This window comes from Streptomyces sp. NPDC054956 (assembly GCF_053609185.1).
In genome coordinates this window covers 4,088-17,088 of record NZ_JBSGXB010000159.1, presented here as the reverse complement: position 1 = coordinate 17,088, position 13,001 = coordinate 4,088, and the positions used below count along the sequence as shown (strand labels likewise).

Sequence of the window (13,001 nt, the reverse complement as noted above, 5' to 3'; positions counted from 1 at the left end):
GAGGGCACGGCACCCGAGGTGCTGGACCGGCTGAGGGAGGACCCCGACGCGCCCTCCCCGGTGGCGCGCCGGCTGCGCGAGGTGCTCCTCGACGGGCTGCCGGCCGAACAGGTGGGCGTCGTCGCCGCCTTCGAGCGCGAACCGTACGCACCGGACGCGGCCCGTGCCCTCGAATCGATCGTGACGCAGCGCGCGGCGGCCGACCCGGAGTTCGCTACGCGGCTGCACGCCCTGCTCCTGGGCCGGCTCGGCGCCGCGGCGGACGAGCAGTGGGCGGAGCGGTACGGCGGACGGCCCATCGCGGCGCACTGGTTCTGGTTCGCCCTGGCCCTCGCCTTCCTGGTGCTCTCCGCCTTCGCGGCCCTCTGGGGAGATCCGCCGGACATCCCGTAGCCGCTGGCGCGGTACGGTGGTGCCGGCGCCGGTGTGCTCACAGCGGCGGGGGCTCCGGCCGTTCCTGGGGTCCCCGGCCCGAGAGGACCTCCCCGTACGCCTGCATCAGGTCCGCCAGCCGCAGCGTGGACAGGTCGTCCCGGGACGGCTCGCCGGCGAAGCCCGCCAGCCGCAGGTCCCGGTACGCGCAGCTCTTCTCGTACAGCGTGCGCAGGAAGCGGCCGTTGCCGAGCTCGTCGATCCAGCCCTGCTCCACCACGTGCCCGCTGATGCTCCGCAGCTCCTCCAGGGCCTCCTCGTCCCACCGGTCGCCGTTGGCGTCCGCGAGGACCCCGCCGATCGAGGACAGCTCCAGCGGCCGGTAGCTCGGGAAGTCCACCCGGGTGGTGAACCGCGAGGACAGCCCCGGGTTGGTGGACAGCAGCCGGTCCATGCCCGCCGGATAGCCCGCCAGGATCACCACCAGGTGGTCGCGGTTGTCCTCCGCCCGCTTCAGCAGCACCTGCAGGGCCTCGTCGCCGTACGCGTCGCCCTTGCTGTACCCGGAGTTGGACAGGCTGTACGCCTCGTCCACGAACAGCACCCCGCCGATCGCCGAGTCGATCAGCTCGTTCGCCTTCACGGCCGTCTGCCCGAGGAACTCGCCGACCAAGTCCGCGCGCCCCGCCTCCACCAGGTGGTCGCCGCCGAGCAGACCCAGCGCGTAGAACACCCGGCCCAGGATGCGGGCCACCGTGGTCTTGCCCGTGCCGGACGGACCCGAGAACACGAAGTGGCGTTTCGGCGGCTGCACCGGCAGGCCCTGGACCGCCCGCAGCCGGGCCATGTGCAGTTGCGCGGAGAGGGCCTTCACCTGGCGTTTGACCGGCTCCAGGCCCACCATCCGCTCCAGCTCCGCGAGCGCCTCGGCCAGCGCCGCCGGGTCCGCGGGCCCGGCCGGCAGCCCGGGCGGCCCGTGCTGAGCGGGCAGCGCCACCTTGCGGCGTACGTCCGCCGGCCGGCCCGGGCCGGGCCCCGGCGGCGTCCCCGGGCCGTGCCGGGGCTCGGGGGGCTCCGGCGCCGTCAGCTGGTCCGGCTCCGCCTGCCCGTCCGCCGCGATGTCCTGGACCGGACCGCCGCCGCCCAGCGCCACCGCCGCGAAGTCCCCGCCCGAGGGGGACAGCCCGTGCCCGGCGAGGCCCTCGTAGCCCTGGCTCCCCGCGTACCCGGCCAGCCCGTCGGCGTCCTCGCTGTCCTCGATCGCCGTCAGCCGGGCCGCCGTGTCCATGAACGCCGGGTCCACCCGGTGCACCGCCCGGTAGAGCGGCAGCGCGGCCGCGCTGCGCCCGGTCCCCTCGTGCGCCCGCGCCAGCCAGTACCGCAGCTCCTTGCGCTGCGGCTGCTCGCTGCGGCAGCGCATCAGCGAGGCCGACAGCAGCGGCTCCGCCTGCCCGTACATCTCCAGCCGGACCCGGGCCATCCCGCCGAACAGTCCCGCCTCGATGCCCAGCAGCGGGTCGTCCACCAGGGATTCGGTGTGCCGGACCAACTGCTCCCAGTCCTTGACCAGATACGCCCGGCAGGCGTGCAGGAAGCGCACCTGGGGATCGGTGTCCACGGGCGGCAGGGCGGCGAGCGCCTGGTCCAGCTCGGGCACGTGGCGGCCGTCGAGCCAGTGCGAGGCGTGCGCCAGCAGCAGGTCGCGCCGGCTCTCCAGCACCGGCTGCACCCACCAGCCCAGCCAGTACCAGGAGTTGAGGGTCCGCCGGTGCCGGGCCCGCTGTTCCCCGAAGCGGTCCCGGTGCGCGTACATCCGCAGCAGGGCGTTGGTGGTGTCGACCCGGAGGGCGTGCAGCCCCAGCCAGGCGTCGGCCATCGCGGGATCGAGTCGTACCGCCGTCCGGAACTCCTCCTCGGCCTGCGGATAGGCGCCCATCGTGCAGGCGTCGACGCCCCGCAGCCAGGCGAGTTCGGCCGGGGCGTGTGCGCTGCCCACCGCGGCGAAATCCATCACGTCCCCCACAAGCCTGCCCCCGTGGTGTGGAACAACCCCCGCGTCGCGTACGTGAGTTGTCCCAGCGCTGATGAAATCAGGGGTGCATCGTACCTGCGGTTACGCACCTTACGCAGTGCGCGGTGAAGACGGGTCGGGTGTGCGCCCGCGGCACGCAGGGTGACACAGGGTGAGGTTTCGAGGGGGATCCGCACCGCGCGAGACCGCCCGGAGGGGCGGTCGGGCGCCGCGACCGGGGCAGAACGAAGCCCCCGATCACGGGGGAACAATCGGGGGCTTCGCGTCCGCGGCAGCCTGTGAGGGCCGCGTATTGAGAACGTAAGGCCGCCGCCGCCCCGGGTCAAGCGGCCGGGTGGCGCCCGTGGGCGGCGGATTTCCGGGGTCGGTCAGGCCCGGGGGAGTCCGTCACCCTCGGTCACGGAAGTCGCGGTTCCCGCTGTCGCAGGAGTCCCGGAAGACCACTCGTATCCCGTACCGCTCTGGCGTACCAAGGTGTCCGCGAAGGGGCGTGAAGGATCATCCGAGAAGTGCGCGAGTTCCGCGCGCTCCCATCCGTCCCAGAAGTCGGAAAGTTCACGCCCGTCCCGGTTTCGCCCGCGCCCCCAGGACTTCGCGCGCGGGGTCTCCATCCACAGCAGCCGCGCCAGCCACGGACGCAGGGCCCGCCGCCCGGCGCCGACCCCCTCGACGAGCAGCACCGGAGCCGGCTCCAGCACGCGCTCCGCACCGAACCGCCGCTCGACCCAGTCGTACGGGGCCCAGTGCGCGGCCCGCCCCTCGCCCAGCGGCTCCAGCACCTGCGCGCGCAGCCGCTCGTCCCAGCCGAACAGCTCCTCGTGGGTGGCCACGTCGTCGAGGTGCAATACGGGAGCACCGCCCAAGGCCTGCGCGAGCAGCCCCGCGAAGGTGCTCTTCCCGGACCCGGCGTGCCCGTCGATCCCGACCACCCGCACGGCCCCGAGCGAGGGCGGCAGGGCGGCGAGCTCGTGCGCGAGGGCCTGAAGCGACTGGTGTGACGACTGAGGTTCCACCCCGCCAGCGTAGGCCCGCTCCGCCCGCTCCCCGTCCGGGCCCGCGTCACCCCGACACGGGCCCCGGGCTTCGGCGTCCGGCGGGCGGGAACTGGAAGGGTGGAGCAGTCGACACCGCACCGACCCTTGGGGGCCACGCCGATGACCGCACCCACACCACGCCGTGCCCTGCTGGCCGTAGCCCTCGCGGCCGCCACGGCGGTCACCGTCCCGGGCGGCCGGGCTTCCGCGGCCTCCCCGGCCCGCGCCGGCGAAGGCCCGGGCGAGGGAGCCGGGGCCGGCCCGGAGCCCGCACCCGCCGCCACGCCGCCGGCCGCCGAGGCCATGGCCGTCCGCAGGGCCGTCGACAACCGCTTCTGGTACTCCCACGCCCACTGGAGCGCCGGCACCCACCAGGGCACCACCGCCATCGCCGGTGCCCGCCCGGGTCTGGAGATCAAAACGGCGGTCGGCCGCACCGAGTACGCCGACCCGCACACCGGGAAGAAGAGCACCTGGGAGTACGCCGTCTGGACCTCCCCGGTGCACGCCTCCACCGTGCCCGCCACCGAGGCCATCGCCTCCTGGAACGCCCGCACCCCGGCCGGCACCTGGATCCAGACCGAACTGCGCGGCACCTACACCGACGGCACCGCCACCCCCTGGTACGTGATGGGCCGCTGGGCCTCGGGCGACGGGGACATCCGCCGCACCTCCGTGGACGGCCAGACCGACGGCCGGTCGACCGTCTGGACCGACACCCTGGCCGTGGACGCCCCCGCGACCGGTCTGCGGATCAAGGACTGGCGGCTGCGCCTGACCCTCTACCGCAAGCCCGGCGCCGGCCGCGGACCGACGGTGTGGCTCGCGGGCGCCATGGCCTCGGACGTCCCGGACCGGTTCTCCGTTCCCGCCTCCGTCCCCTCCGGCACGGCCGTCGAGCTGAAGGTGCCGCGGTACTCGCAGGAGACGCACGCGGGCCAGTACCCCGAGTACGACAACGGCGGCGAGGCCTGGTGCAGCCCCACCTCCTCGCAGATGATCATCGAGTTCTGGGGTCGCAGGGCCAGCGCCAAGTCCCTGACCTGGGTCAAGAAGGAGTACGCCGACCCGCAGGTCTGCCACGCCGCCCGCTCCACGTACGACGCCGCGTACAAGGGCTGCGGGAACTGGCCCTTCAACGCCGCCTACGCCGCCACCTACCGGCAGATGGCCGGGATCGTCACCCGCCTCGCCTCCCTCTCGGACCTGGAGACCCTGGTCCGGGCCGGCGTCCCGGCCATCACCTCGCAGTCCTTCACCGCCCCTGAGCTCACCGGCGCGGGCTACGGCACGGCCGGCCACCTGATGACCGTCATCGGATTCACCGCCGCCGGCGACGTGATCGCCAACGATCCGAACTCGGCCGACAACCCGGCCGTGCGCCGCGTCTACCGCCGCCGAGAATTTGAAAACAACTGGCTCCGGACCAAGCGCCACAACGCCGCCGGCAAGGTCGTCTCCGGCACCGGAGGCATCTGCTACCTCTACGGACCGGTCCGGCCGAACGCCTCACAGATCCTCGCGCTGCGGTCGGTCGGGGTGCTCTAAAACTTCCCGTTGACCCGGACGTATGACAAGCGGACCATAAGGGAATAAAGGGCACATAAAGGCTTCACGCTTCACTAGGAGGCGGCCCGCCATGACCACCCACTCCATCGAACACCACCCCGACCTCGCGGAGATGCGCACCCGGTTCGAGCGCGTCACCAGCACCCCGAGCGCCCAGGCCGTCGAGGCACTGGCCCTCCTCACGGGCCTGTTCCTGGCAGCCTCGCCGTGGATCGTCGGATTCAGCGTTCTCGGCTCGCTGGCGATCAACAACCTGATCGCCGGCCTGGCGTACTGCCTGTGCATGGGCGGACTCGGCTCCGCCTACGAGCGCACCCACGCGATGGCGTGGACGGCGGTCGGCCTCGGGGCCTGGACGATCGTCGCGCCCTGGGTCATCGCCGGCGAGGTCGACACGACCCGCACCGTGACGACCAACGTCATCACGGGCGCCATCGCCCTCTGCCTCGCCCTGGCCATTGCGGCCATGGCGGGCCGCGAGCGCGCCACCTGACCGGCCCGCTCCCGTCTCGCGCCCCCGGCACCGTGCTCCACCGCCGGGGGCGTGAGACATGCCACGGCGTGACCATCGTCTCTACCGCGAGGGCCGTCCCCGCTGTCACATTGGAAGCATGACCGCACACAGCGCCGCCCTGACCTCCCGTGCCCGCGACCTGGTCCGTACCGGCGGCCCCGACGACGACTCCTCCTCCTGGCTGGAGCACGTGCTCGGCTGGACCCTGGTCGTCGTCGTGGCCATGTTCGTCACCCAGGTGGGCTGGTTCTTCTAGTCGACGCCCCGGCACCGGCTTCTGCCCCGGCCCCGGGTCCGACCCCTGCCCCGGCACCGGCCCCTGCCCGGGCTTCTGCCCCCGCCTCCGCGTCCGGCTCCGGCTCGACCCGCCAGTGCCGGTCCGGAACCCCCACCAGCGCGTACAGCCTGCGCACGGGGGAGCGACCGGGCAGCAGCACCACCCCGGCCAGCGCCGCGAACGCCCCGGCGCCGAGCCACCACCCCAGCACCCGTACGAGGATGCTCGCGCCCAGCGCCCCCGCGAACGGCAGCACGTGGACCCCGGCTCCGGCGATCGCCACCGCGATCACCCGGGGCACCTTGAGGTCGGCCGCCGCCCCGGGCAGCCGCCAGCCCTCCACCAGCCAGCCGATCTCCGCCAGCAGCATCGTGCCGATCACGGCCGTGCCGAAGACCAGCAGGGCCAGGAAGGTCCCCGAGGTCGCGAAGGCCAGGCAGTGGTTGACCACGGAGTCCCCGGCGGAGCCCGCCGCGGCCGGGACCCCCGCGGCCGCGCCGTCCGCGGACCAGCCGGCGAAGGCCCGCGGATCGGCGCTCAGCAGCCGCCGGTACCCCGTGCCGTCCCACCCGTGGATCAGGGTGAAGAACAGCAGGAAGTACCCGGCCACCGCCTGGAGGTACCCCCAGTACCCGGCCCCGACCAGGACGAACAGCCGCGCCGCCAGGAATCCGAGCAGCGCTCCGACGACCGGCGAGGCCGCCTGGAAGAGGGCGAAGCCGGCCCAGACCCCGTCGTGCCCGCGCGCCACGTGCATGGTCGACCAGGCCGGGTTCTGCCACAGCAGGTACAGCCCCGTCGGCGCGGGCAGCAGCGCCGCGTAGAGCACGGTGAGCGCCAGGTACGGGTTGGCCGCGCGGCTCCTCGTGCGGACCCCCTCGCCCCGGACCGACCGCTCCCACCACTGCAACTGGCGCCCGGCCGCCACCGCGAAGGTGGCGCCGACGCCGTACGCCCACAGGGGCGCGGCCTGTACGGGGATCACGAGGCCTCCAGACGCAGTCCGTCGGTCTCGATCACGTCCGAGGTGACGAGCGCCTGCTCCGCCGAGACCTGGGTCATGAAGACGAACGGGGGGATGACCGGGGGAGCCGGCAGCCCGTCCGGGCTGAACGTGACGCACAGCAGCCCCTCGATGCAGCCGCTGAACTTCGTCAGGTACAAGGTCACGTCGCCCCGCAGATCGAGGGACTTGGCGGCGAGCCCGTACTCGTCGTCGCCGTCGCGGGTGCGCAGCCGGTAGTCGGTGAGCCTGGCCGCGCGCATCCGCAGCACCAGTACCTTCAGCGGGCCGTCCGCCGTGGGCACGTGGGTGACTCCCGCGAAGGTGAAGCCCTGCGGGGCGAAGAGCGAGGTGGTCACGGTCGGGGGAGTGCGTGCGGCCGTCGGCGGCGCCTGGGCGGCGGCGGGCCTCGCGGTTTCGGCCGCCCGCGCCTGCGGGGCGCCCGCTCCCGCCACCAGCGAGGCGAGCAGCACCACCGGCAGCGCGGCGGCCAGGGTGCGCGGCCCGCTGCCGTCCAGGCTCGGGACGTACGGGCCCTCCCCGTCCGCTTCCGGATCCGGCAGCGGGGTCCAGCCGAAGGCCAGCGCGCTGCCCGCGATCCCGAGCAGCATGCCGAGGAGGAAGCCGCCCAGGTTGGTCGCCACGAAGGACAGCACCGAGAGCAGCAGGGCGTGGACGGAGACGTAGGCCCGGGTCTGCGGCAGCAGCCACAGGAACAGGCCCGCCGCGATCAGCGCGACCCCGATCCCGATCGCAGCGATCCCGCCCAGACCCAGACTGACCAGCACGGTGAGCGGGGACAGCGGGACCAGCAGGAGCTCGATCCCGCCCAGGACCACCAGCAGCCCGCCCCAGAACGGGCGGGTGCGGCGCCAGGCGCGCAGCCGCCGCCGGGGGCCGGGCAGCGGGAGCCTGCGCTCCAGCCACCCGTCCCGCGGCCCCACGGGACCGCGCGGCCCTAGAAGCACTTCTTGCCGTCCAGGCTGACGTTGAGCTTCAGGCCCTTGAGGTGGAAGTTGCCGCCGGTCGCGGACCAGGCGTGCGACTTCACGTCCACGACCTCGATGTTCCCGGCCTGGAGGCCGAACTTGCCGGCCTCGCCCGTCACTCCGGAGACCTGGTCGAGGGTGGAGGCGTCGCGGCCGATCTGAGCCGTCCCGAAGACGGCGTCACCGGCCAGGTCCTCGCCGTCGATGACGAGGTTGCTGGCGGTGACCTCGCCGGCCGGCCCGCCGGCGGTCAGCTTGAACACCACCTTGCCCACCGGGGTGTCCACCTCGGCGGCCTGGCAGATGTCCGAGAGGGTGGCCTCGCCGATGCCGAGCAGTGCGACCGGGTGCCCCTTGCCGTCGACGGAGCGGTCCGTCTGCACGTAGGAGGACAGGCCCTTGCTGCTCAGTTTCGAGGAGGCGACCTGGAAGCTGGTGCCCGAGACGGCGAAGGAGGCGGCGAGCGCGCCCTGCGCCATCACCATGGCCATCGCCCCGACCGCGACGACCGCGGGCATCGCGACGGCGGCCGTCTTCTTCCAGTCGACCCGACCCTCGGGCGTACGTCTCGTCGCGGCCGTCGCGGCCGTCGCGCCCGGCGAGCCCGCCGTGTCCGTCGATTTCGTCCTGCCGTTGCCCATGATGTGTTCCTCCCGTACGTCGTCCGGTGCGCAGGGGAAGTGCAAGGGGGAGTGCGCGCAGGTCTGCGATACTTCGGGCATTCCTGTGGCAGTTCGAGGCTAGGGCTGAATTTGAATAATAGTCAACAGCGCGGAACGACCGGGCGATCGCAGGTTCGACGGGCCGAACTGATAGCGATCGGGCGCAAGTTGTTCGCCGACACCTCGTACGACGCGCTCTCGATGGACGACATCGCCAAGCACGCCGGCGTCGCCAAGGGGCTCATCTACTACTACTTCAAGAGCAAGCGCGGCTATTACCTGGCCATCGTCGAGGACTCGGTGAGCGAGCTCGTCGCCCGCGCCGCCGCCGAGGACGGGGCGCCCGCGGCCGAGCGCGTGCGCACGACCATCGACGGCTACCTGCACTACGCCGAACACCACCAGGCCGCCTACCGCACCATCGTCACCGGCGGCGTCGGCTCCGACTCGGAGGTCCTCGCCATCCGCGACGCGGTGCGCGAGGAACTGGTCGCGACCATCGCCGAGGGCGCGTACGGCCGCCGGTCCCTCCCGCCGCTGGCCCGGCTGGCGCTGGTCGGCTGGCTGTCGGGGGTCGAGGGCAGCACGCTCGAGTGGATCGGCTCGCCGGAGGAGCCGGCGGGCGGTACGGCTACGGGCGGTGCGACGAGTGTGGCGGGTGAGATGGGTGTGGCGGGCGTGCCGGTGGGCGTGCCGGAGGCCGTCGGCCGTCCCGGCCGGGACGAGGTCGGAGCCCTGCTCGTACGCACGCTGCGCGCGACGCTGACGGTGATCGAGGAGTTCGTCCCCGAGTGCCCGGCCCCGCCCGCCCCCGAGGACGATCTCGTACCCGTGACGGGAAGCCCCTGATCGGGCATACTCAACCGCCGCAGCCCCTTGAACTGGTCCTTCCCGCGATCCGGGAGGGCACCATCGGCTGTGAGCCCCGAGACCCGGCGTCGCGTACCACCCTCACGCGCCGCCCCGTGCTTGACGAGTGAGGAGAGCGCCGCCATGACCGACCGCGCGCAGCAGCCGGTGGAACGACAGCTGCCCACCGAGGAGTCCCGCGACCTGCTCGCACTCGTACGCGAGATCGCGCAGCGTGAGATCCGCCCCCGGGCCGCCGAGGAGGAGGACGCCGGCCGCTTCCCGCGCGAGGTCTTCACCCTCCTCTCCGAGTCCGGCCTGCTCGGCCTCCCGTACGCCGACGAGTTCGGCGGCGGCGACCAGCCGTACGAGGTCTACCTCCAGGTGCTGGAGGAGCTGGCCGCGGCCCGGCTGACCGTGGGACTCGGTGTCAGCGTGCACTCGCTGGCCTGCCACGGCCTGGCCGGATACGGAACCAAGGAGCAGCAGGGCGCCCACCTGCCCGGGATGCTCGGCGGCGGCCTGCTCGGCGCGTACTGCCTCTCGGAGCCGGGCGCCGGTTCGGACGCGGCCTCGCTGACCACCAGGGCGGTCCGCGACGGCGACGACTGGATCATCGACGGCACCAAGGCCTGGATCACCCACGGCGGGGTGGCCGACTTCTACACGGTGCTGGCCCGCACGGGCGTGGACGGCCCAAAGGGCATCACCGCCTTCCTGGTGCCGGGCGACGCCGCAGGCCTGACGGCCGCCGTTCCGGAGAAGAAGATGGGCATGAAGGGCTCGCCCACCGCCCAGCTGCACTTCGACGGCGTACGGGTCCCCGACACCCGCCGCATCGGCGAGGAGGGCCAGGGCTTCACCATCGCCCTGGCGGCCCTGGACGCGGGCCGCCTCGGCATCGCGGCCTGCGCGATCGGCGTGGCCCAGGCCGCGCTGGACGAGGCCCTGGTCTACGCCCTGGACCGCAAGCAGTTCGGGCACCCCATCGCGGACTTCCAGGGCCTGCGGTTCATGCTGGCCGACATGGCGACGAAGATCGAGGCGGGCCGCGCGCTGTACCTGGCGGCGGCGCGACTGCGGGACGCGGGCAAGCCGTTCTCCCGGCAGGCGGCGATGGCCAAGCTCTTCTGCACCGACGCGGCGATGGCCGTCACGACGGACGCGGTGCAGGTGCTCGGCGGCTACGGCTACACGGCGGACTTCCCGGTCGAGCGGCTGATGCGCGAGGCGAAGGTCCTCCAGATCGTCGAGGGCACGAACCAGATCCAGCGCATGGTGATCGCCCGCCACCTGGCGGGCCCCGAATCCCGCTGACCGACCACGCGGAGGCGGGCCCCGCCTCCGCGCGGCCGGGTCCGGCCGCTCGCCGCATCGCCCGGGGTGCGCCCGGCACCCGGCGGATGCGGCAGCAAGCCGAGCGACGGCACACACGGCGCGGAAGCACACCCGTCCGCCCCGATCCCGCCCGCCATCGCGCCCGGCACGGCCCACGGGGCGGGGGCGCCCGCCGGGGCACCTCGCGCTGGCCCACCGCCGAGAGCTGCCCCGCCGTTGCCGGCCGGCACGGGCATGCGAACACGCTCCGCACGCCCCCCTCCCGGGGCCCCTCCCTCCACTCTCCGGGGGAGACAACGCACGGGAGGCCGCGACCAGGCAGACCTTCCCGGCCGCAGGATGGGACGTCGCACTCCCCACTCCCCAACTCCCCACTCCCACCCCCACTCTCACGGCCCGAAGGAGATGGACGGCCCAGATGAAGCTGACCGCACGCGAGGCCTTGTCCGACGCCGAACTGAACGGCCTGTTCGCCGCCGCCTGGCCCGGACACCGGGACACGTCCTTCGCGCCGGTCCTGGAGCGCAGCCTGACCTGGATCGCGGCCCGCCGCGACGGACGGCTCGTGGGCTACGTGAACGTGGCCTGGGACGGGGGCGCGCACGCCTTCGTCCTGGACACCACGGTCCACCCGGACGAGCGCCGACAGGGCCTAGGCGTACGCCTGGTCCGCGAGGCCGCCGAGAAGGCCCGCGACGCGGGCGCGCAATGGCTCCACGTGGACTACGAGCCACACCTGGCCGACTTCTACGCCACCTGCGGCTTCCGCCCGACGACGGCGGGCCTGCTCGGCCTCTGAACGGGTCGGCTCCGGGAGAGGCTTCCGCCCGACGCCGGCCGGGCTGCTTGACCTCTGGACGAGTCGGCTCCCGTCGGCTGGCGGCCGGTCGGCTCGGGCTGCGAGCGGGACCGCTCGCGCCGGGGTTTCCGGCGGACAGCGGCCGGCGGCCGGCTGCTCGGGCTCCGGGCGGGGCCGCTCGCCCCGGGCTTCTGGCGGACGGTCTGCTCGGACTGTGAGCGGGTCGGCGCGTGCCCAGGCTTCCGGCCGACGGCGGCCCGGCTGCTCGAGCTGCGAGCGGGACGGCTCGCGCAGGAGTTCCAGCGGGCGGCCGACGGGCCGATCGGGGCTCTGATCGGGGCGGATCGCGCCGGAGCTTCCCCCGAGGTCGGCTGGTCTGCTTGCGCTCTGGGCGGGACCGCTCGCGACAGGGTTCCTGGCTGGACGGCGGACGGCGGACGGCGGACGGTCTGCCCGGGCTCTGGGCGGGACGGCTCGCGACGGGGTTCCTGGCTGGACGGCACCCGGCGACCGGTCTGTTCGGGCCCTGGACGGATGGTGCCGGGGCTTCCGGGTCGCCGCGACCGGACTGCCAGGACGGTGAGTGGGACGGCTCGCACCGCTCCGCCCCTGCCCGCCTCCCCCGGGGAGGTCAGCCGCCGAAGAGGGGGCCGCTCGGCCAGATGGGGGAGGACGCGATCTTGGACCACTCGGGATCGCGCCGCCCCGGTACGGTACGGCCGTCCTCGGTCCAGCGGGTGAGCAGCGCGCTGTAGATGGGCGGGTCGGGGGCGAGCTGAACCGATTCTCCGTGCCCTGCTGCCGGTGCCCGTCGGCGGCGCCCCACCTTCGGCGTGGAAGTCTCCATCGTGGTCATGCCGGGCCAACGCGCCACCGGACCCACGGGTAACCCCGCCCATCCGTTCGACCCTTCAGCAGCCCGCCGCCCGACCCTCGACCACGGCCCGCCCCCTGACCAGCCATGGAGCCCACCCCGACCCCCGGGTTCCAGGCCTCCGGCCTCCCGCTGGCCCCAGCCGGGCTCGGAGCCCCGGCTCCTTGCCTCGACCCACGGCCCCAGTCCCGGTCCCCGGCCTGCGGCCCCCTGGCCCCGGTCCCCGGTCCCGGGTTCCTGCCCCGGCGCCGGGTTCCTACCCTCGGGTCTACCCCGGCCCCTGGATCGGGCCCTCGCCTTCAGCCTCCGGTCTTCCTCTGCCCCCGGGCCCAGCCGGTCTCGGGGCCCCGGCTCCCAGCCCCGACCCGCGGCCCCAGCCTCGGTCCCCGGCCTGCGGCCCGACCCGCGACCTGCAGACCGGCCCCCTGGTCCGGCGTTCGGTCCGGACAGGGCCCGGCCCCGACGCTCGTCCGCCCCTCCCGGATTGTGGCCTGTCCGGGCCTGCGGCCCCGGCCCGGCCTGCGGCCTGTCCGGGCCAACCGGAGCCCCCCGGTGCCGCCCGGCGGCCCCCCCCCCCCCCCCCCCCCCCCCCCGGGCCCCCCCCCCCCCCCCCCCGGCCCCCCCCCCCCCCCCCGAGCCCCCCCGCAAACCCCCCCCCCACCCCCCCCCACACACCCCACCCCACCCCC

Annotated in this window: 13 protein-coding genes; 7 read left to right on the top strand and 6 right to left on the bottom strand. The window is 74.2% G+C overall.

What is annotated here, in order from left to right; all coding sequences use genetic code 11:
* Window positions 1-393, top strand: a 393-nt coding sequence (locus ACWGDE_RS23405) for a hypothetical protein (protein ID WP_453390957.1), incomplete at its 5' end; no start/stop codon positions are given.
* Window positions 394-430: 37 nt separating this feature from the next.
* Here the strand turns inward: ACWGDE_RS23405 and ACWGDE_RS23400 are convergent.
* Together ACWGDE_RS23400 and ACWGDE_RS23395 are read right to left on the bottom strand one after the other, a co-directional pair.
* Window positions 431-2,383 (bottom strand): AAA family ATPase, encoded by a 1,953-nt coding sequence (locus ACWGDE_RS23400; protein WP_453390956.1) that lies wholly within the window; start codon window positions 2,381-2,383, stop codon window positions 431-433.
* Between the two features lie 389 nt (window positions 2,384-2,772).
* A complete protein-coding gene (locus ACWGDE_RS23395) occupies window positions 2,773-3,417 on the bottom strand; it encodes a uridine kinase family protein (RefSeq protein ID WP_453390955.1) in 645 nt (214 codons plus the stop codon).
* Window positions 3,418-3,558: 141 nt separating this feature from the next.
* Between ACWGDE_RS23395 and ACWGDE_RS23390 the strand changes: the two genes are divergently transcribed.
* From ACWGDE_RS23390 to ACWGDE_RS23380, 3 genes are all read left to right on the top strand, one after another.
* On the top strand, window positions 3,559-4,986 hold the full coding sequence (locus ACWGDE_RS23390; protein WP_453390954.1) for a peptidase C39 family protein: 1,428 nt from the start codon (window positions 3,559-3,561) through the stop codon (window positions 4,984-4,986).
* Between the two features lie 91 nt (window positions 4,987-5,077).
* Window positions 5,078-5,500, top strand: a complete 423-nt coding sequence (locus ACWGDE_RS23385) for an SPW repeat protein (protein ID WP_453390953.1) — start codon at window positions 5,078-5,080, stop codon at window positions 5,498-5,500.
* Window positions 5,501-5,618: 118 nt separating this feature from the next.
* Window positions 5,619-5,777: an SCO1431 family membrane protein gene (locus ACWGDE_RS23380; protein WP_453390952.1), complete on the top strand. Its 159-nt coding sequence runs from the start codon at window positions 5,619-5,621 to the stop codon at window positions 5,775-5,777.
* Here ACWGDE_RS23380 and ACWGDE_RS23375 read toward each other — a convergent pair.
* From ACWGDE_RS23375 to ACWGDE_RS23365, 3 genes are read right to left on the bottom strand one after another with little or no spacing between them, the layout of a single operon-like run.
* Window positions 5,752-6,783: a hypothetical protein gene (locus ACWGDE_RS23375; protein ID WP_453390951.1), complete on the bottom strand. Its 1,032-nt coding sequence runs from the start codon at window positions 6,781-6,783 to the stop codon at window positions 5,752-5,754. The two genes, ACWGDE_RS23380 and ACWGDE_RS23375, sit on opposite strands and share 26 nt — an antisense overlap.
* Window positions 6,780-7,745 (bottom strand): DUF6114 domain-containing protein, encoded by a 966-nt coding sequence (locus tag ACWGDE_RS23370; protein ID WP_453390950.1) that lies wholly within the window; start codon window positions 7,743-7,745, stop codon window positions 6,780-6,782. The genes ACWGDE_RS23375 and ACWGDE_RS23370 overlap by 4 nt, the downstream gene beginning before the upstream one ends.
* A 14-nt stretch (window positions 7,746-7,759) precedes the next feature.
* Window positions 7,760-8,512, bottom strand: coding sequence for a DUF6230 family protein (locus ACWGDE_RS23365; RefSeq protein WP_453390949.1), 753 nt, complete (start codon window positions 8,510-8,512; stop codon window positions 7,760-7,762).
* 30 nt (window positions 8,513-8,542) lie between these two features.
* Between ACWGDE_RS23365 and ACWGDE_RS23360 the strand changes: the two genes are divergently transcribed.
* The 3 genes from ACWGDE_RS23360 (at window position 8,543) to ACWGDE_RS23350 (ending at window position 11,438) form a co-directional block, all read left to right on the top strand.
* Window positions 8,543-9,301, top strand: a complete 759-nt coding sequence (locus tag ACWGDE_RS23360) for a TetR/AcrR family transcriptional regulator (RefSeq protein WP_453390948.1) — start codon at window positions 8,543-8,545, stop codon at window positions 9,299-9,301.
* Between the two features lie 144 nt (window positions 9,302-9,445).
* The gene (locus tag ACWGDE_RS23355) at window positions 9,446-10,618 is read left to right on the top strand and encodes an acyl-CoA dehydrogenase family protein (protein ID WP_453390947.1); all 1,173 of its coding nucleotides are present in this window, start codon (window positions 9,446-9,448) and stop codon (window positions 10,616-10,618) included.
* Window positions 10,619-11,057: 439 nt separating this feature from the next.
* A complete protein-coding gene (locus ACWGDE_RS23350) occupies window positions 11,058-11,438 on the top strand; it encodes a GNAT family N-acetyltransferase (protein ID WP_453390946.1) in 381 nt (126 codons plus the stop codon).
* 631 nt (window positions 11,439-12,069) lie between these two features.
* Here the strand turns inward: ACWGDE_RS23350 and ACWGDE_RS23345 are convergent.
* On the bottom strand, window positions 12,070-12,285 hold the full coding sequence (locus ACWGDE_RS23345; protein ID WP_453390945.1) for a hypothetical protein: 216 nt from the start codon (window positions 12,283-12,285) through the stop codon (window positions 12,070-12,072).
* Window positions 12,286-13,001 lie beyond the last annotated feature (716 nt).

Bases quoted from the DNA above. Each gene is read 5' to 3' on its own strand.
- ACWGDE_RS23385 (WP_453390953.1), top strand. From the start codon at position 5,078: ATGACCACCCACTCCATCGAACACCACCCCGACCTCGCGGAGATGCGC.
- ACWGDE_RS23365 (WP_453390949.1), bottom strand. From the start codon at position 8,512: ATGCCCGAAGTATCGCAGACCTGCGCGCACTCCCCCTTGCACTTCCCC.
- ACWGDE_RS23355 (WP_453390947.1), top strand. From the start codon at position 9,446: ATGACCGACCGCGCGCAGCAGCCGGTGGAACGACAGCTGCCCACCGAG.
- ACWGDE_RS23390 (WP_453390954.1), top strand. From the start codon at position 3,559: ATGACCGCACCCACACCACGCCGTGCCCTGCTGGCCGTAGCCCTCGCG.
- ACWGDE_RS23400 (WP_453390956.1), bottom strand. From the start codon at position 2,383: ATGGATTTCGCCGCGGTGGGCAGCGCACACGCCCCGGCCGAACTCGCC.
- ACWGDE_RS23380 (WP_453390952.1), top strand. From the start codon at position 5,619: ATGACCGCACACAGCGCCGCCCTGACCTCCCGTGCCCGCGACCTGGTC.
- ACWGDE_RS23345 (WP_453390945.1), bottom strand. From the start codon at position 12,285: ATGGAGACTTCCACGCCGAAGGTGGGGCGCCGCCGACGGGCACCGGCA.
- ACWGDE_RS23350 (WP_453390946.1), top strand. From the start codon at position 11,058: ATGAAGCTGACCGCACGCGAGGCCTTGTCCGACGCCGAACTGAACGGC.